The organism is Vibrio sp. Vb1018 (assembly GCF_033338775.1).
Classification (GTDB): Bacteria; Pseudomonadota; Gammaproteobacteria; order Enterobacterales; family Vibrionaceae; genus Vibrio; species Vibrio alginolyticus.
The window spans coordinates 387,345-408,808 of the sequence record NZ_JAWOTI010000002.1 but is presented as its reverse complement, the minus strand read 5'-3'; the positions used below and the strand labels follow the sequence as shown (position 1 = coordinate 408,808).

Annotated in this window: 16 protein-coding genes; 13 read left to right on the top strand and 3 right to left on the bottom strand. The window is 43.7% G+C overall.

Going from position 1 to position 21,464, the window contains the following annotated elements; genetic code table 11:
* Positions 1 to 443 precede the first annotated feature (443 nt).
* The 13 genes from R7Z10_RS04165 to tssG all read left to right on the top strand — a co-directional run bounded on the left by R7Z10_RS04165 (position 444) and on the right by tssG (position 15,981).
* Positions 444 to 962 (top strand): Hcp family type VI secretion system effector, encoded by a 519-nt coding sequence (locus R7Z10_RS04165; protein ID WP_005373415.1) that lies wholly within the window; start codon positions 444 to 446, stop codon positions 960 to 962.
* Positions 963 to 1,034: 72 nt separating this feature from the next.
* Positions 1,035 to 3,113: a type VI secretion system tip protein VgrG gene (gene tssI, locus R7Z10_RS04160; protein ID WP_005373412.1), complete on the top strand. Its 2,079-nt coding sequence runs from the start codon at positions 1,035 to 1,037 to the stop codon at positions 3,111 to 3,113.
* A 2-nt stretch (positions 3,114 to 3,115) separates the two neighbouring features.
* The gene (locus R7Z10_RS04155) at positions 3,116 to 3,598 is read left to right on the top strand and encodes a hypothetical protein (RefSeq protein WP_025767908.1); all 483 of its coding nucleotides are present in this window, start codon (positions 3,116 to 3,118) and stop codon (positions 3,596 to 3,598) included.
* A gap of 111 nt (positions 3,599 to 3,709) precedes the next feature.
* Positions 3,710 to 5,029, top strand: coding sequence for a hypothetical protein (locus tag R7Z10_RS04150; protein WP_206957783.1), 1,320 nt, complete (start codon positions 3,710 to 3,712; stop codon positions 5,027 to 5,029).
* Positions 5,010 to 6,002 (top strand): DUF2169 domain-containing protein, encoded by a 993-nt coding sequence (locus tag R7Z10_RS04145; protein WP_262649181.1) that lies wholly within the window; start codon positions 5,010 to 5,012, stop codon positions 6,000 to 6,002. Before R7Z10_RS04150 ends, R7Z10_RS04145 begins: the two co-directional genes overlap by 20 nt.
* A complete protein-coding gene (locus R7Z10_RS04140) occupies positions 5,995 to 6,939 on the top strand; it encodes a hypothetical protein (RefSeq protein ID WP_262649184.1) in 945 nt (314 codons plus the stop codon). Before R7Z10_RS04145 ends, R7Z10_RS04140 begins: the two co-directional genes overlap by 8 nt.
* A 237-nt stretch (positions 6,940 to 7,176) precedes the next feature.
* Positions 7,177 to 9,177: a protein kinase gene (locus tag R7Z10_RS04135; protein WP_053307564.1), complete on the top strand. Its 2,001-nt coding sequence runs from the start codon at positions 7,177 to 7,179 to the stop codon at positions 9,175 to 9,177.
* Positions 9,164 to 10,738 carry a type VI secretion system protein TssA gene (gene tssA, locus R7Z10_RS04130; protein WP_033906408.1) on the top strand — a complete coding sequence of 525 codons (1,575 nt, stop codon included), beginning with the start codon at positions 9,164 to 9,166 and terminating at the stop codon, positions 10,736 to 10,738. Before R7Z10_RS04135 ends, tssA begins: the two co-directional genes overlap by 14 nt.
* A 26-nt stretch (positions 10,739 to 10,764) precedes the next feature.
* Complete coding sequence (tssB, locus tag R7Z10_RS04125) at positions 10,765 to 11,271, top strand: type VI secretion system contractile sheath small subunit (RefSeq protein WP_005373381.1); 507 nt, start codon at positions 10,765 to 10,767, stop codon at positions 11,269 to 11,271.
* An 8-nt stretch (positions 11,272 to 11,279) separates the two neighbouring features.
* Positions 11,280 to 12,755, top strand: coding sequence for a type VI secretion system contractile sheath large subunit (tssC, locus tag R7Z10_RS04120; RefSeq protein ID WP_005373378.1), 1,476 nt, complete (start codon positions 11,280 to 11,282; stop codon positions 12,753 to 12,755).
* A gap of 61 nt (positions 12,756 to 12,816) precedes the next feature.
* Positions 12,817 to 13,227 carry a type VI secretion system baseplate subunit TssE gene (gene tssE / locus R7Z10_RS04115; RefSeq protein WP_033906409.1) on the top strand — a complete coding sequence of 137 codons (411 nt, stop codon included), beginning with the start codon at positions 12,817 to 12,819 and terminating at the stop codon, positions 13,225 to 13,227.
* A gap of 10 nt (positions 13,228 to 13,237) precedes the next feature.
* Positions 13,238 to 14,986, top strand: coding sequence for a type VI secretion system baseplate subunit TssF (gene tssF / locus R7Z10_RS04110; RefSeq protein WP_017633756.1), 1,749 nt, complete (start codon positions 13,238 to 13,240; stop codon positions 14,984 to 14,986).
* A complete protein-coding gene (gene tssG / locus R7Z10_RS04105) occupies positions 14,983 to 15,981 on the top strand; it encodes a type VI secretion system baseplate subunit TssG (RefSeq protein ID WP_213897872.1) in 999 nt (332 codons plus the stop codon). Before tssF ends, tssG begins: the two co-directional genes overlap by 4 nt.
* A gap of 54 nt (positions 15,982 to 16,035) precedes the next feature.
* Here tssG and R7Z10_RS04100 read toward each other — a convergent pair whose 3' ends face one another.
* The 3 genes from R7Z10_RS04100 to R7Z10_RS04090 are packed head-to-tail and all read right to left on the bottom strand — an operon-like array spanning position 16,036 to position 21,250.
* A complete protein-coding gene (locus R7Z10_RS04100; RefSeq protein WP_005373369.1) occupies positions 16,036 to 16,488 on the bottom strand; it encodes an Lrp/AsnC family transcriptional regulator in 453 nt (150 codons plus the stop codon).
* A gap of 31 nt (positions 16,489 to 16,519) precedes the next feature.
* Positions 16,520 to 19,909 carry a type VI secretion system membrane subunit TssM gene (gene tssM, locus R7Z10_RS04095; protein WP_318104050.1) on the bottom strand — a complete coding sequence of 1,130 codons (3,390 nt, stop codon included), beginning with the start codon at positions 19,907 to 19,909 and terminating at the stop codon, positions 16,520 to 16,522.
* Between the two features lie 27 nt (positions 19,910 to 19,936).
* Positions 19,937 to 21,250 (bottom strand): type VI secretion system ImpA family N-terminal domain-containing protein, encoded by a 1,314-nt coding sequence (locus R7Z10_RS04090; protein WP_005386112.1) that lies wholly within the window; start codon positions 21,248 to 21,250, stop codon positions 19,937 to 19,939.
* Between the last annotated feature and the right edge of the window lie 214 nt (positions 21,251 to 21,464).

The window sequence follows — 21,464 nt, the reverse complement described above, 5'->3', positions numbered from 1 at the left end:
TTTAGAGGAAAAGAGGTAGCGACTATTATACTAAAAGTGATTGCGTTCTTTTTTTATCAAGATATTTTGACTATCGTTTGTTGGTTATTTTTAATGATTATTGTGACATTAATGTTTGTGGTTATTTCAATGGCGTTGTTATTCTAAATTAATTGATAGTAAAAGTGTCGGATGTATTAGTTTTAATGACTTTATTTACACAGTTTTATATGGTTATTTTCACTTTTTAAAGTTAGAACAATTTATTATTATCTTAATCCAACTTTTTGGTTTTTTATCCAATAAATTGTACTCAAGATATTAGTGAATAATGTCTTAATTTGTTTAAGTTGTTGTTTTTATTGTATTTTTAAAGTTGGCACGGACTTTGATTATACCAAGTAGTCGCGGTGATAAGCGATTTGGTGATTTAAACAAAACAGATTTTAGAAAAGGAAATAGCGATGCCAACTCCAGCATATATGTCTATCCAAGGTGAGACTCAAGGCCATATTACTAAAGATACTTACTCTGCAGATTCAGTAGGTAACACATGGCAAGAAGCTCACGTTGATGAGTTCCTAGTACAAGAACTTGATCACGTGCTAACTGTTCCACGTGATCCACAAAGTGGTCAGCCAACTGGTCAACGTGTACACCGTCCACTTGTTGTAACTAAAGTTCAAGATCGCTCATCTCCACTACTATTCAACGCACTAGTATCTGGCGAAAAACTTCCTGAGTGTGTGATCCGCTTCTACCGTACTTCAGTTCAAGGTAAACAAGAGCACTACTACTCAATCAAATTGATTGATGCGCTACTTGTCGATATCCAAACTCGTATGAACCACTGTCAAGACGCAGCAACAGCTGACCGCGTGACAGAAGAAGTGCTTAAGTTCACTTACCGTGCGATCGAAGTAACTCACGAAAACTGTGGTACTGCGGGTAACGACGACTGGCGTGCTCCACGCGAAGCTTAATTGCTCGTCGCGTAAAGATTCAGGGCCAACGATTGTTGGCCCTAATTCGATTATTTGTATCAGGTAAAAGATATGGTGAATGACGTAGAATTTAAATTTGAAGTGCCTGGATGTGGGCATGAATTTCGGGTTGAGAGCTTTCATGTTCATGAAGAGTTATCTAAGCCTTTCCACATCAATCTCTCATTACTTTCACTTGATCCAGATATCTCGTTCGATGAGTTAATACGTAAAGCAGGAACATTGACACTTTACGGACAAGGTGTTGGGGCTGCGCGTGTGTTCAACGGCGTGGTGAATGAAGTTCGTTACTTAGGGACTGGACGTCGTTTTTCTCGTTATCAATTAGTCTTGGTTCCTCAAGCTTGGTTCTTATCTCAGCGCCAAGATTGTCGTATTTTCCAGCAAAAGTCAGCGCAAGACATCATCACAGAAGTACTCGATGATGGGGCAGTCACCGATTACCGATTTGAAGTGTCGGGTACTTATCCTCCAAAAGAATACGTTCTGCAATACCGTGAGTCTGACTTGCATTTCGTGCAGCGTATGATGGCTGAACACGGTATGTGGTATTACTTTGACCATAGCGATTCAAATCATACGATGGTCATTGTCGACAGTAATGACGCGATTGCACCTTTGATAAGCTCGCCACTAAATGCTTCTTACATTGGGCCGATTGTTTATCATGCCGATGGTGGCGGTGTTGCCGATCGCGAACATATCTCTGATCTCGAGTTAGTTAACCGCGTTAGAACGGGACAGGTTACGTACACAGATTACAACTACGAACACCCTAAAATTCCACAAGAGATGACACAGGCTGGCGAGCTAGACCAAGATCTCAAGCAGTTTGATTATCCTGGACGATACGTCGACCCGCTGATGGGTCAGGTGAGAACCACGGAGTGGATGTCGGAACACATAGTCGATAATCAACAAGTGGAAGCAACGAGTGACGTAATGCGCTTAGCATCTGGTTACAGCTTTAACGTCAGTGACCACCCGCGTTCTGAGATTAACCGCGATTACCTCATGTTGTCTGTAATGCACACAGGTCAAGATCCGCAAGTGCATGAAGATGAAGCGAGTGGTATGCCAACCACTTACTACAACCAGTTCTCGTGTATTCCACGTGATGTGGTGTTTAAAGCGCCTAAACTAGCGGCACCAGTAGTGGATGGCCCGCAAACGGCGGTCGTTGTAGGACCAGAAGGTGAAGAGATTTACACCGACAAGCTTGGTCGAGTGAAAGTACAGTTCCATTGGGATCGCTACGGTGATAACAACGAGCATTCAAGCTGTTGGATTCGTGTAAGCCAATCCATGGCGGCGCCAACATGGGGCGCAGTTTATTTGCCGCGTATTGGCCACGAAGTCGTAGTAACTTTCCTTGAGGGGGACCCAGATCGTCCGTTAGTTACGGGCGCAGTTTACAACGGTTTGCATTTCCCACCGTACTCTTTGCCAGAAAACAAAACTCGTACCACGTTCCGCACGCAAACGCACAAAGGAACAGGTTACAACGAGTTGAGTTTTGAAGACGAAGCGAACCAAGAAGAAGTCTATATTCACGCTCAAAAAGACATGTCGACCAAGGTGCTCAACAACCGTTACCGTGATATCGGTCAAGATGAATTCTTGAAGGTTGCACGTCACCAAACGAATGAAGTTCATGGTGACCATAAAGAAACCATTCATGGGCATAAAACGACACAGGTAAACAGTACGTTTACGGAGACAGTCGAGCAAGACGTTACCGTTACATACAACGCGAACGAAGCCCAGTATGTGAAAAACAATTCTGACTTAGAAATTGGTGATAACCGTACGACTAAGATCGGTAAAAATGATGACTTAGATATTGGCGAAAACAGTAACCTTACTATCGGTGCGTCTAAGAGTTCAGATATTGGTGCGGATGATAACCAGACGGTTGGTGGCAACTTAACGGTATCAGTGAAAGGGAACACCGCTTATAAAGCTGATGGTGCAACGCAAATTATCAGTGGCGACAAGATTGTATTGAAAACGGGTGGTTCCTCTTTAGTGATGAACAGTGATGGTTCAATAAAGTTATCAGGCTCGGCTATTACGATCGAAGGCAGTGACAAAGTCGTCGTGAAAGGTGGCAACGTAGTGGTTAACTAACAATGGAAAAACAACCTCTTACAACAGAAGTAATATCAGAGCAGCAAGCCGAATCAACGGCTTGCTTTTCGCGTTTTGGAAGAATAGTGGCTATCAATGAGTCTACGGGCAGTGTGCGAGTTGATTTTGATGGTAACCCATTTAAGCAGCCACTCACTGCGAGACTAGGACGTGGCTTTCGTCGTTCTGAACTGCAAATGGCTATCGATAATCGATTAAGTTGTCGAGTTGAGTTTTTGAACGACGACTTAAGCTTGCCTCTTGTGACGGACATTTTCTTCTCCATTCTGGATGACTCTGACGAGTTTGTATTGCGAGCGAAGAAGATGGTTATCGAGACAGAACAAGAGTTGGTAGTCAAAAGTGGTGAGACAGAAACTCGCTATAGCGGGCGCGATGGACGAATTACCACTAAAGCGAAGTACGTCACTTCTCAAGCAGAAAAAGCACAAAAAATTCAAGGCGGAACGATCGCAATTAACTAATTACTTCGCGTTAGCTAATGGTTTTGTGTTAACAAGTCACGCCAAGTGAGCTAATTACTTCGAGTTAACTAATTGCAATCGCGTTATGGCACGCTAATAACGGATAACTAGATGCGACAAAGAATCGGTGTCGAGCACCTAAAGGCACCCATAACCAATCAAGAAGTCGAAGGCGCGTTAGCAAAAGCTGAGCGCGCTGTGAATGACCTTTCCCAGTTGCCAGTAACATGGCTGGATTTCTGTAATGAAAAGCTGTCCATTGCTTCTGAAAGTATCGGGTTTTTAATCAGGCAGCGAGTTCAAATTCACAAAAGGGGTTATCCAAGTCGTGAGTTGGCGTATCTCAAGCTGATCGAACGCCAAATTGAAGAACTGAAGCAGGTGTACTTGTCGTTTTATCGGCTAGCACCGGGGTTGATTCATCAGTTAAGAGGCCAGGAGCCAGAAATTTACAGCTGGCTGATGCTACAGGGGGAGTTGGGCTCAGAGTTGGATAACCTTTTGTGCGGATTGAGTTTACTCGAAGATATTGACGCTAAAACTGCAATGGTCATTGCCGTACAATCTCCGGTTGAATCTATGGATAGTACGCTTTCGGAGCTTATTGAGGGTAATGCGACATCCAGTGCGTTTTACTTTGAATGCTTACGTGTACGTCAAACATTAAGTGTTTCTCTCATCAAGCGCTGGCACAAAGCCAGCATCATTAGCTCTCAAGTTGCTTTGCCACTGCTCGCTTTACAAGACGTAAAAGAGGGGATTGATTGGCTTAATGACAATGCAGGCAGCGAACAATACCTATTTGAACGTTTGATTACCAAACGTGACAGAGGCACTTGGTTCCGTCAGAGCTTTGGCATCGAACCAAATGGATTACCATCAGCGCAAGTGCTCACTTATGCCAAGTTGCTTGAATTAAAAGAGTTTGAGGCGTTTGATATCTCTTCTTCATTAGCACCTGTTGATTTTGCGCTGAGTGGCGATTGGAAACTGGTGCCCCAAATCATCGAGCACTTGGAAAGTCTGGAGGAAGCTGAAGGTGAAATTTGGCTTCAAGCCTTGTATGTCGTCTACGGAAAGCTTCTTCCTCTGACTCCGCAAGATGTTGGTGTCGAATATGAATGGGAAGAGATCGTCGATCTGCTCAATGAGTGGGTGGAAGATGAAAAATATATCCAAAATCTACCAAGCCGCTTGGGTTACGCATTGAGCTTCGAGTCTACGTTAGCTGCGATGCAAGATTCTAACGTTGATGTGCTGTTCCGCGACTGGCTATGGCGCCAAATCTGCATTCAATCCAGAGCCTACGTGCCTTGGGATATGGCGATGCCGATACATCAGCAAGACTGGAACTTCAACAATTTAAAGGCCGCACCTTCTGCGAGCGAACGATTCAACTTAAGGAATAGCAATGCAGTTATGGGATATTGAAGCGCACCCTGAGCTATCACTTAAAGGTCGTTTTCAACGTGACGAAAACGGCGATGAAGTGTGGGTTGTGGTCGCTAAACGTACTTGGCAATTCGATGGTGTGGTTTGGCACGAATTAGGTGAAAGTGAAATCTTCGATGATCCCCAATATTTGGGCGAAGAAGGTTTCTCTGCGATGAAAGTTGACCACGAGTTCGCGTATACCAAAGACAACACAGATGTACTTGTTTACGGCAAAGCGCGCAGCTACGCGAAAAAGCCAGTGACATACCAAGAGTGTCGTGTGCTGATTGATGGTCATATCGATAAGACTCTCGCTATTCACGGGGAACGCGTATGGGTTGAGCATGCTGGCAGTATCACGCTGAGCAATCCAGTCCCATTTATTGAAAAAGACATTGATTACACTTGCGCGGTAGGCGGTGATTTACGTAACCGAATAGGTGGTGGGGTTGCCGACTCCAACAAAGAATTGCTTGAACAGAAAGTACCCTCGATTTTTTATCCCCGAGAGGACTGGAGTGCCGCCGCGAAAAAACTACGCGTTGCGGGGTTCGGGCCAGTGCCTCCGTTCTTTGAGGCGCGCCAGAAGCTGGCCGGCACGTTCGATGACGATTGGATTGAGAATCGCAAGCCAATGTTGCCACTCGATTTTGATAAGCGGTTCTTCCAAAGCGCGCCTATTGATCAACAGTGCAAAGGCTTCCTTCGTGGGGGGGAGCGTTTGATGATGAGTGGCTTTTGTCATGATGACACGCTTTCATTTCGAATTCCTAAAGAAAAATACCGTGCGATCGCGACGTTCAAAGATCAAAGTTATCAAGCTGATATGGCGATGTACACCTTATTCGTTGATGCGGAAAAGAAAACTATATCAATCAGTTACACCGCTGCGTTTCCTTGTCAGGGCAAGGAGCATTTGTTGGTGTCGACATCCATCACTAAGTTGGAAGAGGTAAGCGAGCATGCATAATTCAACAGGCCGTTACGTGCTAGGGATGGAAGTGATGACGCCAACCGGTATGAATTTAGATATTGCTAGTGCAGTTTCGTATGCTGACTTAGGAAGATTCGACCAATGTGTAGGGGATGATGGTATCGAGCGTTTTACTTACGCCAAAATCGAATACACCAAAGAAAGTGAGCAGTTTGAGAAAACGTGTGAGTTAATCACCCACTTGCTTAATTCATTGTTAGCACAGTTACCACGTTCATTGAGACCAATACCTTTGCTTATAGCGGTGCCTGCGTCTGTTTCACTAGTAAAGGTGCAAGAATGGCTTGGTGAAAGTAACTATGCTGAATTTCTCTCTGTGGTGAATGCTGTTCATGCCAGTGGGCCTAGTTTCGTTCTCCAGGCCATGAAATCATTGGATAAATATGATGCTATAATGTGTATCAGTGTCGATTCCTTGGTGAGTTCGATGCAAACACTCATCGACGATGCGATGGTAATGAGTACCAATAATCCATGGGGCGTTATTCCGAGTGAGGGTGGGGCGGGTTTAATTCTTTGTCGAAGAAATACCGTAGAAACATTGAAACTTAAGCCTCAAGCGCAGCTTGGCTACATTGATACGGAATTAAACACTTCAGACCGAAGAGGCATGTTTCGACTTGTTCAACGTGCGAGTAAAAAGCTCGATTTATTTGGTGAAGTGTATTCCGATATGACGAACCTGCGCATGCATTCGGAAGATTACGGTTTTGCTCTGGGGGCTAAAGCAGAACGATTCACGAACCCAGAACAACCGCAGCTTATCAATGAGTTGTGGGGCACAATGGGTAGTTGTTCTTCTCTCGCTTTAATTGCCTTTGCGGTCAGAGAGCACCACTTTAAGCAACCAACTACATTGTTAATGTTCGACTTTCATGGTGACAAAGGAGTTCTCCAATTACTGCAATGTTAGTGGGCACTCATCGATCAAATGGCAATGAAAATATACTCATATTATTAGGTTGAAGTTTGTAACACGAAAAAGCGTATAACTCATGCAGTGAAAGCGTAAGTAAAAAGGTCTAATAAGTTAGTAATAATAACTAAAATAATAGGCTTACTGTTTGTTTTAAATACCAACCTTGATACAAGTACGTTCAAGAAAATATTATTCAACTCTAATAATATTTATTCTATGAAAGAGTACTAAGTGTCTAATAATCAGAGTACAGCCAAAGGATATATCGATCAGTTGGTTGTTAAAGCTATTGAGAAAAAGAAACTGAATGAGCAAAGGCTAGCAGAAAAAAATAAGCCGAAGCTTGAGTACGTGCTTTTTTCACAGTTTGATGTATTAGACAAGCTTCCTTCTAAAAATGGTAAGACAACGGTTTACCATCTTGCAAAAAAAGGGCAGCCAGAGAAGCAAATCTGTTGCAAAGTTATCAATGATGACTCGCCAGAATTTGCGAGCAAAATGTTGATTAACGAAGCGAGCAGGCTGGAGCTTTCTCAACACCCTAGCGTGGCTAACTTTGTAAAAATCGGCAACGAATTCGAACGCCCATATTTGATGTACGAGTGGATCCAAGGTGAATCACTGGCAGAAAAAATGGAGCGTCATTCTTCTAAAGGCTTCCGCCACGACCACATCGCTTGGTTGGTGTATCAACTCGCTGGCGCTCTAGAGTTTATGCATACAAGAGGTATCTGCCATCTTGATATTAAACCATCTAACGTATTAGTGAGTGAAGGCGATTACGTTAAGCTCATTGATTTCGGCGCTGCTCGTTACATTGGAGAGACAGAACCATACGCAGAGGCAAGCTTGAGCTACGCTTCCCCTCTTTATATAGAAACTGGCATCGCGGAACCGCAAGATGATGTTTACTCTCTCGCTTTGCTCGCTGGACATCTATTTTTAGGCTCAATATTTGGTGATGCTTGGAATAAGCAGTTAAAAGACCGAAAGCGTCCGGCTTTGATCCCGGTTCATATTTGGAAATTGCTGAAAGAAGTCATCAACAAACCAAGAGGGCATGGCTATACCGCTATTTCTTTTGCTCAACAGTTAGCGCGAATCGATACGCAATCAATTAGCTCAAATTCTAACGCACCAATTTTCAGTAGCTTGCGTAACGCGGACTTGCTGCTTACACACTGTAAGCCAAATGATAAAACGGCGTATGGTCGCTTTAAAATATTAGAGGCGAGCTTAGTGTTGAGTGTGCTGGCAACAGCAGGAAGTTATTTATATCAACAGAATAAAGATCAATTGGATGCCATTTTTTCCCGAGGTGTCACTACTGTAACTCACGTTATTACGCCCTCTGAAACGGCTTCTTTTTTGGCTCAGCCTCCATGGAAAATCAAAGAAGAATTGTCTCAAGCTACTCAGAGTATTGATATGACAGTAGCTTATCGAACAGCATATCAAGCTCAGCAGTTAAGCCTCTCGAATTTATATGAAGAAAAACAGGCTCAGTTAACGTCGTATCAATCGTTAGCGGATGGCTTACCAATGGCATTAGTCGAATTACGTAAGGAGCTTGTCACCTTGCGAGAAACCCTTGTTCGTGACGGTGCTCTGTTTCCATATGCGGATGAGGCGTTGACTAAAGTGATGTCTGGGTTAAATGTCGCGTCTATCGATTCCATGAAAGTATCTGCCATAGCTGGCAGTCGAGATAAGCAGATTGCTCGCTTAATTTTAGATGGTGAAGCTAAGCTCGCAGAAAATGAAATGAAAGAGGCATGGTTGTTAAACCAGTCACAAGCCTATTTCTACAACCAAATCTTACCAAAGGCTGTGATGGAAAATATTAATGACTCCATCGATAAACATGCAGAGGCGCACTTTTACACCAAAGCAATTGAAGAAGCCGAATTAGCCAAAGCCTACTTCGGTAATACGCCAGAACTAGACAAAAAAATAAAGGATTTAATCGTCGCAAGAAGCGAATTTATTTTGTTTAGCACCGTGATGGAGCAATCCGTTTACGACAAACAAAAGCTACATGAATCCCTTGCCGATTTAGAACGGAATGCACCAAGTAAATTTACAGAAATCACGAAAATTCTAGATAGCATGGCGTCAGATGCGATTGAGCAGAGCCATCGATTATCTAAGCCAGCAAATGGCGCAATTGCGGTAGCGCGTGCGTTGAGAGATTACTTGACTGAAGGAGACGTGAATTTTGTCCAACATTGATATCGATCGTCTGCTTAATCCTATTTCTGATGAATCTCCAGTGGGAAACGATGCCCGTTACGAGTTTTGCTACGAAATGATGGAGTCCGAAGTGAAGAAATTCGGTTCCTTGTTTGGCGAAACAGTAGATTGGAGCGTGGTAAAAACGCACGCGACTGAAGTTCTAGAGCACCACAGTAAAGACTTAAAAGCCATTTGTTACCTCGTTCGCGCGCTAACAGAAGAGTTTGGTCTGCAAGGCTTTGAACAAGGTCTAAAGCTGCTTAGTGAGGCGTTAAGTCGCTTTGGCGTTGAATTGTATCCTTCGCGAAAGCGGGGTCGAGATGGCGCGGTCGAATGGTTGAACCATCAGTTTAAACTGGTCAGCAGCAAGTTAGCGGAAAGCGCTCAGTCATGGGATTTGGTATCAAACTGCATTTCGACTATTGAAGAAGTGCAGCGCCAGTACGACGAGGTTTACCAAGACTCAGAAGCGGATTTCTTTGAGATTCGCACTCAACTCAATGTTTTATCTCAACAAGCGGCGGCTGATGAGCAGAGCGATGATGCAGTCGTTAACGTTGAACAAGCGGCGCCTGCACCAGCTACGCAGTCTGCTGCCGAAGAAACGCCAGCGCAGAATGAAGTGCAAACCGCACCGGTGAAGGCGGTTCCGCCGGCCCCTAAACCTGCGCCAGTTAAGAAAGCGGTAGCAAAAGAAGTCGATGTCGATACGGACTTCTCTTCGCCTACGGCTTCTAAGCGCACCTTGAAGAAGGTTGCGGAAGTCATGCTTCATGCGAACCCAAGTGATCCGCTGGCTTACCGGATTTATCGTCATCTGACTTGGGATGACATTGATGGTCTACCCGACCACCAAAATAATCAAACGCCTTTGAGCTTGGCAGTGTCGTCCGATCAACAAGCGGAATACCGAGATAAAGCTGAACAAGAAAGCGACATCGACACCATTAAGCGTTTGGAGCGCACATTAACGGATGCGCCGTTTTGGCTGACGGGCCATTACTTCGTGTATTCGATGCTTAATAACTTGGGCTTTGATGATGCAGCGCTTGCTGTGAAACAAGAAGTGACGCGTTTTGTTGAATCGCTAGAGGGCATCGAGCACCTCTCATTTAAGAATTCTATACCATTTGCAGATGAAGCGACCTTGAGCTGGTTATCGACTCAAGATACTACTTCTTCGACTTCTCAACCCGTTGTTCAAACGGTTGTGATTTCGCAGGAAGACTCGCTGCCAATGGAGGATATCACTCTAGAAAATCTAGGGGAATGTGCCGCAGAGCTTGCCCACAAACTTGAGCTGGATAGCTCGGGACGAGGGCAGTTCATGCTGTATTTACAATTGATAGCAGCTTACCAGTCTGTTGGATTATACCCGTTGTGTTTGCCGTATCTTGAGAAGGGGTGGGAAGTACAAAAAGCGTTTAATCTCGCGAGCTGGGAACCCCACTTATCGTCACAGTTAGAAGACCTAATTCGAAAAACACTCCATCGGTTATTTGGAAGCAAGGATCTTCTACCTGAGAAGTATGAAGAGTGGAAAGCAATTTACGACTAATTAAAGAGTTAGATAAGGAACGAATTATGTCACGTGACGGCTCGGTGGCTCCTAAAGAGCGAATTAATATCCGTTATGTTCCAGCAACTGGCGATACGCAAGAAGACGTAGAGCTGCCGCTAAGCATGATGGTAGTTGGCGACTTTACTGCGCGTGCAGATGAGACACCAATTGAAGAACGTACTCCAATTAACATCGACAAAGACAACTTTAACGAAGTGCTAGAGGGCATGTCTCCAAACGTTAAAGTCAACGTTGAAAACCGTCTTTCTGATGAAGAAGGCGGCCAGATTGGTGTTGATCTGACGTTCCAAAACATGAAGGACTTCTCACCTGAAGCGATCGCGAAAAGTGTACCTGAACTAAACAGCCTACTTGAGCTTCGCGAAGCCTTGGTTGCACTTAAAGGTCCTCTAGGAAATGTTCCTGCGTTCCGTAAGAAGATCGCATCGGTTCTTCAAGATGAAGAAGCGAGAAAGAAACTGTTGGATGAACTAAGCATTGGCAACGACCAAGACGCGAAAGAAGAGTAAGGGATATCATGTCTGCAGAAGCACAAGCGCCAGAACAAGAAGCAGCCTTAGTTGAATCAGGCTCACTTCTGGATAGCATTCTTAACGAAACACGTTTAAAGCCAAGTGATGAAGGTTTTGACGTTGCAAAACGCGGCGTAGAAGCATTCATCAGTGAGCTACTAAGCAGTTCGAACACAGAGAAAGTCGACCAATCTCTGGTTGATCTGATGATCTCTGAAATCGACCAAAAATTGTCTAAGCAAGTTGATGCAATTCTTCATAACGAAGAAGTTCAAGCGATTGAATCAACGTGGCGTGGCCTTAAGTACCTGGTTGATCACACTGACTTCCGCGAGAACATTCAAATCGAACTGATCTCTGCGAAGAAAGACGAAGTTCTTGATGACTTCGAAGACGCTCCAGAGGTGGTGAAGTCTGGCCTGTACAAGCAAATCTACACACGTGAATACGGCCAGTTCGGTGGTAAACCTGTTGGCGCCGTCATTTGTGATTACGCTATGTCTGCTTCGTCGCCTGACATCAAACTGATGGAATATATGGCGAACGTAGGTGCAATGTCTCACGCACCATTCATCACGTCTGCATCGGCTAAATTCTTTGGTCTAGACAGCTACGAAGAGCTGCCAAACCTAAAAGATCTTAAGTCTGTATTCGAAGGTCCACAGTATGCGAAATGGCGTGGTCTGCGTGAGCACGAAGATGCACGTTATTTAGGTCTATGTACGTCTCGCTTTATGTTACGTACGCCTTACTCTGTTGAAGATAACCCAATCAAGGCGTTTGACTACGATGAGCAAGTGACAGACAGCCATGATAACTACCTATGGGGCAACTCAGCGTACGCGATGGCGTCCAAGATCAGTGAATCATTTGCTAAGTACCGTTGGTGTCCGAACATTATTGGTCCTCAAAGCGGTGGTACTGTACAAGATCTACCGGTTTACAACTTTGAAGCTATGGGTCAAATCGAGACTAAGATCCCAACCGAGATCCTGGTTTCTGACCGTCGTGAGTATGAGCTAGCAGAAGAAGGTTTCATTGCGCTAACCATGCGTAAAGGTTCTGACAACGCGGCGTTCTTCTCTGCAAACTCTGTTCAAAAACCAAAAGTGTTTGCGAACACGCCTGAAGGCAAACAAGCCGAGATGAACTACAAGCTAGGTACTCAGCTTCCTTACATGTTCATTATCAACCGTTTAGCGCACTACATAAAAGTTCTACAGCGTGAGCAAATTGGTTCTTGGAAAGAGCGTTCTGACCTAGAAATCGAATTGAACAAGTGGATCCGTCAATACGTTTCTGACCAGGAGAACCCGCCAGCGGAAGTCCGTGGTCGTCGTCCACTTCGCGCTGCGAAGGTAGAGGTATCAGACGTAGAAGGCGATCCAGGTTGGTACAAAGTATCGATGTCTGTACGTCCTCACTTCAAGTACATGGGCGCAAGCTTCGACTTGTCTCTAGTTGGTAAGCTAGACCAATAACCCATTACTGAAACCATCAAGCAGCCAGTGAAGACTGGCTGCTTTTTTCGTAGGACCGCATATGGAAAAAGGTTACCGTCTTTTAGAGCGGATCGAGCTAGGAGAACCAAAAAACTGCTACGAGAAAGTGGTGTCTCATAAGCATTTGATTGAATCCATTCACTCGCATCTCGCTGACTTGTTGAATACGCATTCCGGCAACGCAATGATCGACAATGAGTATGGTCTGCCAGATTTTAACGACGTACTTTCTAACAACACAAACCTCGTTCGCCATATTCAAAAAAACATTACGTCAACCATAGAACGCTTTGAGCCCCGACTGTTTAATGTCGAGGTTCATTACCGTGAAGACCACCATAATCCATTACAACTCGGCTTTGGTATTCGCGGCGAAGTTTCCCATAACGGCGGTAAAGTCCCAATGTCGATCGATGTCTACATGGGAACCGACGGCCAATTTAACGTTTAGTAGGTGCCACTTGAGTAACAGTAAATACTTTCAAGATGAACTCACGTATTTACGCGAGTCGGGTAGTGAGTTTGCCAAATATCATCCGAAGTTAACTCACTTTCTCTCTGAAGGAACTTTTGATCCAGATGTCGAACGATTGCTGGAAGGTTTTGCTTTTTTGACCGGACGCATCCGCGAAAAGATTGACGATGAACTTCCTGAGCTAACGCAATCTCTGATGACTTTGCTGTGGCCACATTACATGCGTTCGATCCCGTCTTTGTGCATTAGCGAACTAAAACCGCATACCGGAAGTGTTACTGAGAAAACCGTGGTGAAACGTGGTGCGGAAATGGCCAGCGAGCAGGTAGAAGGCACGCAGTGTTTGTTCCGTACTTGTTATGACGTCAATCTATACCCAATTACGATTACTAACATTGAACAAACTAACAGCCGCACCAGTTCGATGATTGATGTGACGTTATCGACGGAGCATGGCCTTGAGCTGTCTCGGATAGGTTTAGACACGCTGCGATTGCACCTGCATGGTGAGATTCATATTACTCGCACTGTCTTCTTATGGCTGTTCCGTTATCTAGATTACGTCGAGTTGGATGTTGGTGGCGGCTACAAACATCGTTTAGGGCCAGAATACGTTAAGCCAGTCGGGCATGAAGAGGACGAGGCGCTGTTGCCTTACAGCAAAAATTCCTTTGCAGGCTACCGTTTGCTGCAAGAATTCTTCTCTTTGCCAGATAAGTTCATGTTCTTCGACATTAAAGGCTTAGAGTGGCTAAAAGGCATTCCACAGCGCAGTACGGTCAAAATCAAATTCCACTTTAAGCGTGCTTTGCCTTCAGAGGTGGTGCTTAAAGATAAACACTTAAGGTTGCACTGCACACCTGCCGTTAACTTGTTTGAAAAAGACGGCGATCCAATCCGTTTAGAGCATCGACGAAACGAGTACAAGGTGCGTCCACAAAGTAACACTCAAGAGCATTACGAGGTTTATTCCATTGAGCAAGTGGAGAGCTGGAGTAAAGACGAGCGTCGCCGAAAACCACTGATTGAATTTGAATCGTTTGAGCACCAAATCAACCAACGTGATAAGCGAGAGTTCTACAAATCCAAAGTAGGTGAGCGAGTAAGCGGAAGAGGGTTAGAGCGCTATATCTCATTCCATACTCACAATGGCGACATCGCGGATTTAGGGACTGAAACAGTATTGATGAAACTGCAATGCAGTAACGCGGACTTAGCGGAGCGCCTGTCAGTAGGAGATATCACGTACGCGACGCACAAATCGCCAACGTATGCGACGTTTAAAAACATTACTAAGCCAACACAGTCAGTAAGTCCTCAAGTTAATGGTGAACTTCAATGGCAGTTGATTGCCAACATGTCGCTCAACTACTTGTCTTTGGCCAATATCGATGTGTTGAAAGTGTTGCTCTCGACTTACGACTTCCACTCTCGAGTCGATAGACAAGCCCACCGCGCGTCGATTCATCGACTTGATGGCATTATTTCTTCAGAGATGAAACCAATCGATCGCGTATTTCGTGGTGTATCTGTGCGTGGTAACCAATTCAAGCTCGTGACGGACTCTAAGTTCTTCGTAAATGAAGGCGATATGTTCCTTATGGCCACGGTATTGAATGAATTTATCCGTTTGTATTCGAGTGTGAACTCCTTTACCGAGCTAGAGGTGTTCGATGAAGCGACGGGCGAGGTTTACAACTGGGCAAGCCTAATCGGGCAGCAGACGATACTATGATTAACACACTTTCTGATAAGTCGAATGAGTTTAGTTTCTACCAAGCGGTGTTGCTGTTAGAGAAACACTACCAGCTGGAGCCAAACTCAAATTTTGTTGCCGTGGGCGAGAACAAATACTTTCACAAAGAGCGAATTGAGTTCAGCGTGTCGCCAAACCTGTGCTTTCCAAAGAGTGATATGGACTTTATTACTCATATGGAAAGAAACGGACAGCAATATTCACGTATTGAGACGAACTTTCTTGGCTTGCATGGTTCAAGCTCGCCCCTACCTGCGTCTTACACTGAGAAACTCGTCGGTCGTGATCCCGATGATAACCCAGTGAAGGACTTCTTCGACTTTTTCCACAACCGCTATACAAGCTTACTGTATCGTGTTTGGAAGAAATACCGATATCACGTGCAGTACAAAAGCGGGGCAAGCGATGCGTTTTCTGGGCGCATACTGCATTTGGCTGGTCTTTCTAGCGTTATGCAAGATTGCGAAGTCGCGGAGTTAGATCGAGCGAAGGTTCTGTCTTACGTGAACCAGTTATCTACGCGTACACGTTCACCTAAGCTTATTTCCGGTATTGTTTCGCACTACTTTTCACTGCCGAATGTGCGAATCGAAGAATGGGTTTATAGACGCGTAGAAATCGCTGAAAGCCAGCGTAACAAACTCAACCGCTCCAATTGTGTATTGGGGCAAAGCTTACACTTGGGACAAAGCATTGCGGATTTGAACGGCAAGTTTAACTTGTGTATCGACAACATTGATTTTGAAACGTTTAAGCAGTTTTCCTACGATGGTGAGTTACATAAGACGCTGGTGGGCTTGATGCGCTTTATTCTGCGTGACCCAATGTCGTGGGACCTAAAGTTGACAGTTAACTTAGACAGTATTCCAGAAAACAAACTGGGTAATGGAGAAGGGAACCAACTAGGTCAAACGTTCTGGCTTGGCAACCCAGGTGATAAAGACGCCAAAATTCGACTTATCGGAAGCATATAAGAAAGCCGCTCAACGAGCGGCCCTTTATGTTTTCCTCGAAGAGGTCAGAAAAGCTTAACGACTGATCGGCTGGTGCAGTACAACGGTAGTATCAAGCCTTTGAATGCCGTTAAATGATTCAATTTCATTACAAAGATGATGAATAGACTGCAGGTCGGGCGCTTCAATTAGGGCAATAATATCAAAGTTGCCACCAACAACGCTCGTTAAGCGAACCTCAGGGATTTCTTTAAGTGCATTCGTTACATCATTCTTCTTACCCTTTTCACAAGAGATCAGTAGATAACTAGCGGCTTTTCGCCCTTCATTTTCTACACGAATCTGTGCGGTATAGCCTTTGATAATACCGGTCTTTTCTAAACGATTAATTCTTTCTGCTACTGCTGTTCGAGACAAACCAATGTTTCGGGATAGATTCGCAATCGACTCTCGCCCATTCGACAATAGACTTGAAAGTATTTTTCGATCTAATTTATCTAAACCTTGTAAAGTCATGTTTGAAATCATGTGTTCTGCCTATTTTGTTTTTATATTGTTATTAAATCGACTCAGGGAGCGTAAAGTTATACAGCTCAGCAAGAGTGAATGGGTTTTTCTGTGTCAACGGAGTGATGCGTAAGCTCAAGTCCCTCCCTGACACTTTTATGTCACTGACAAAGCTGCCGTTATGAGTGTTTGTCAAGGTCGAGTCACCTAGCAATCTGTATATCGCCCATTGACCACTCTTATTTAAAACGTGCTGTCTGCCTTCATCGGTTACATCCTGGAGTGTGATACTAATATTGAAGTCACCATTTTGCGGTGGCCATGCCATTTCACGAATGCGGCTTGGACCGTGGTAGTAACTTATATTGGTATCTGCAATTTTTAAGCTCGCTCTAATCGCACTAGAATCAAGATCGAGTACTCTTGCACTAAACGGAATATGAACGCGGTTAGTGCTTTTATTAATTAATGTGTCTCGAATAACGTTATAGTTACGCAGTTGCACTACCAGAGCCGGAGAGATTGGCATCGTCTCGCCATCCACCTGTTTTGGCGTCCATAAATTGGTATCGTAGAACGGTGCAAAATTTTTCTGAATAAATGTGTCTAACAAACCACCGGAAGCAAACAGCAATTCAAAATCTTCAATTGAGATTTCCTCGGTCGCTGTTAGATCAAATGGGTATCGTCCTAGCCCTATCTCTTTAAACTTGGTGTAAATCTCGCTGTACCATTGGGTTTGAATGCCTTTAGCGGACTCTTTAATCATGACTGACCAGCTTTGTTGAACCACATCTAACAACCAGCTACGAACGGGTTCCGGTGATTTTTGGGCAATCTGTTTAAGTTTGATTAATGGGTCAGCTTCACTGCTGTTCATTCGATGCTGAGCTGCCGTTAGCGCCGCCATTTGCGGGTCAGGTGCATCAGCGATGTCTTTCATATATGTGCGAACACGGCTTAACGCTGTTACGGTCTCATCCCAAGGAGTAGGGGAGTTTGGTGTTTCACTGACCTGAAGTTGGTTTAATAAGTGAAAAGCTTGTTCAACACGTTTCATCAACAAGTAATCAGGCTTAACTACTTCCTCTACTGCGTCTGATGCGGAGTCTGCCGCTGCCACGAGTTTTGGGTCTAGCTTTGAAATCAGAGCATTTTTTTCACCAACGGGTGAAAATTGTGTGTTGGCATAGACCTGCTTCAGTACGGTTGTCATTGGTGAAGAAGGGCCCGAGATTAAGTCTATCGCGTTCGTTAGGTCGCCGACATTGTCATAGTTCTGGACTTTTAGTTCACTCAGCGCATTGCGCCAATTACTGATGTAGTCGTCAGTATATTTTTTACGTACTTCCTCTTTGAAGGCTTCTTGTTCTTCACTAGTAGGAATAACGTGTTGTGACAGACCTAAAACCCAGTTGTCACTGATGACTTGTTGTGACATTAGGTCCACGCGTGGTCGATAAAAAGTGCTAAAACCAGTGGAGGTATAGATCTTATCTACGATCAAGCGTTCACTATCTATTGGTGTGTTGAATACATTGCTAAACTCAAAACCCACAGCTCGTTGCAGATCTAGGGTTCCTAAATCAATCGAATTTGCTTCGTTTAAAATGCCTGCATAAACGAGATCAACATTCGAATTTGCTAGCAATGAGCGACGTGTTGCGCGAACAAGATCCATATTGATATCAATTGGCTCAAACTGCGTGCGAAAGTAAGCATCCAAATAGCGCATCGCTTGATTGACGACGTCACTTTGGTTGCTCAAATCGTTCATCATTTGGAGAGTTTGATGACGCAAAAAACGGATATCACGCTTTGTTGGATCGTTTAGCATTAGATACCCCTTCAATAGAGGTAAAGCGCGTGTAAAAGTGTTTTGATTTTGTGTCAGTTGTAGACGGTAGCCTTTCTCAATGAGAGGTATCAACTGTTGAGCAACGTCCTTAAGTAATGCTTCGTAAGCGATGCGAGTGCTTTGATCCAAACGGCTAATGTTGAGTGGTAATATCTCTTCATCCAAAGCCTTAGAACCTTTAAGCCACGCCCCATAAGAAGGCTCTATTGCTTTCGTCGCCTTCGCTAAAAGCTCATTGAATCTTGCATCTTGCTCCACTTGTGATTTGTCATCGATACTCAAGAGTTGATTCATCACGTGTAAGTTACTGTCTAATGTCGTGAAAAAGAAGTAACTGCCCCCAGTAAGCAGGATAATAGAGCCGAGTATTGCCAAACGGCTTTGTCTCTGAATTAGACGAAGATACGTCTTGTTTTCGCCCGCAAAGTCGCTTTCCGGCAATATTTGTGAATCAATCAGAAAGCGAGAGAAATAAGGCGTTTCTGTTAACTGAGTATGCTCTGACGCGATAATAGGTAAGTTGAAGTAATTACTACAACTTTTTGCAAGTAAATTGTACTTGCGACCGCCTTGCAGACTCGAACTAAAGAAAATCTCACGGATGTCTAGTGAATAGACACCGTTGTTAACATCACATAGACGCTCAAGCACATAGCTGACTTCAGACTGACATAGCTCAAACTGCTTAGGGAAAGCGAGTATTGCTTGTTTCTCATCAATGTCCGTTGAATTAGCGGATGCATCTAGCGCATTACTTTCAAGCACTCTCACTAGATTTCGATAGCTATCGCGGTAGTACTCTGCAAATACACCTTTGGCTTCTTTTAGTGGGATAGAGAGGAACTCAACACGTGTCTTGAGAGAGCTAAAGTGCATGTATTCTTTAAAGCCATCTAACTTGTCTAGCTTTGACATAATCAAATAGATTGGCAATGCTGAAGACGTTTTAGAGTTGATGGTACTCAAGCGCGCCAATAACGACGAAATGGTGTACTCTTTTTGCTCTGGCTCAGAGACGATCATGAACTCGAAATCGGTGAAGAATAGACACCCAGAAAATGGCTTTCGAGGTCGATGATGAATAACTTCTTCAATGAACGTATTCCATAAAGAAGCATCACTGCTTGATACTTCCTGGAACACTAAACGTTGGTCTGGTTTGATGTATACAGCGCTGTCAGATTCGTACCATTCAAAAAAGTCATTCTTAGCGGTTCTAGTGCGATCCATCGGTTTGATTGCACTAGAATTAAATAAAAATTGACGTCGCCCTGACCCTTTATTACCAAGCATCAGGTAAATTGGTTTCTTGCCTGAGTTAGCAAGAAGAGGCTGGATAACCATAGAAAGTGCTTCTTCCTCGGTTTCCAAATGTTGAGCTTTAGCGTTGTTCTTTTTCTTCAACCATAATGTGAATTGAAAAGTGACGTAAACAATGGCGATAGCACCAAGGGTCAGCCAAAGATAAAGTTGATCGATTTCGTCAAGAAAAAGCAGATAAATAGTGGTGATAATTGCAACCACTAAAAACATCAATATAGTAGAAATCACCACTGGATTTCTAAACAGTTTTTGTTTGAACATAAGCCTAAAACTTCTTTAATTGTATTGTTATTTATTGTCAGTTTTTTCAGCTTGTAGCTGACTCAATTTATATAGGTAGATGTTCAGTAAAAGGGTTGCGCGGTCAATTTCCTTTTGCTGTGAATACTTTTCAGCGTATTCAATACGACCTAAAAGCGGGAATAACGAGTTACTGTATTCGTACGCCTTTTCAGAGTTCTTATCTACATTCTGTCTAGCTACGTTGGCAAACACCGTTCTTGCGTCTGAGAATCGCTTATAAACATCCATAAACTGGTCTTCTAAATGGGCGCTCTGTGTCAAAAAGTTTTGACGTAGTTGCTGTGCAGAAGACGAATCCGGATAGATCGCGATTAATTCATTGGTCAAGCTATCGAGCTCGCTGACGTTACTTACTTTTGCCGAGTCTAAAAACCAGTTATTCATCATAATATCGACACGATTAATGGCCTGCGTTTTCAATGACTGAGCATATTTTTTATTTTCGTAATCTAACGAGGCGACCAAATTTACAAGTTCATTAAGTGAAGCTTGATTAATTTTTTGTTCCAATGTTCGATAACGTTGTTGCTCGTACATGAAATGTGAACATATCGCAGTAACAATCAAACCAATAACGAAGTAGATCATAAATCGACCAGACTTTGCCGGTGATGCTTTCTCTTGGCTATTTAGGTTGGGTGATGACACCGGTGCTGGAGAGGGAGACACATTCACTTTAATTTCAGGTGCCTTCTGCGTTGCTGCAGGAGCGCTAGTGTTGGCTTGTTTTTTCTCGCGTAACTCAGCCGCAATCTGTTGTTCTTTTATCTGCTCAATCCATTGATTCAAAATACGGCGAATGCGACCTAATGACGGCGCTTCAATACCGTAATGAAGACGAAGCTCTTCCTCAATCCTCAAGCATAATTGATGTGCTGCCTCTATCAATGGAAGCTCTTCTGGTAACGCCCGATGCTTATTAATTCGTTTTTCAGTATGCTCTACCATCCATTCAATAGCGCTCATTCGTGCCTTTGACTTTGAATGCTCTGGATACGCGTTGAACCAATATACGACACACACATCAAGTATTGAGTTTAACCCTTCAACAAGGCCTCTTAAGCCGTCGTTATAGGTTGATGCAACGGTAAAGTAACAGCAACAACGTAGGTCTTTCGCTTGGGTACTCAAGATCTTTTTTGAGAGTGTTTGAACCGTTTTCCACGAGACTCTCCCTGTGACTTTATTCAGGTTGTTTATTTGACGTTTAATTTCGTCAAAATCCTCAGAACCATTAGGATTAGAGCCGCTTGGGTTATTTTCATCGATTGGTCTTCGAGCGAAGTCGGTAAAAAACATAAGGAAAGTTCCAACTGATCATATAGAAGTATTAAGTTATATAGGATTTCACTACTGTTATATTAAATTATAAGCAGTGCACATCTGCCGCAATTCTATAGACAAAATAAGCGGATTAGATAATAAAAATTCATTAAAAGAAATTAAATTACTTTTAGTGTGATCTTTGTTCATAATATTAATATCAATAGTTAAGTCTATTTATAAGAAGAAA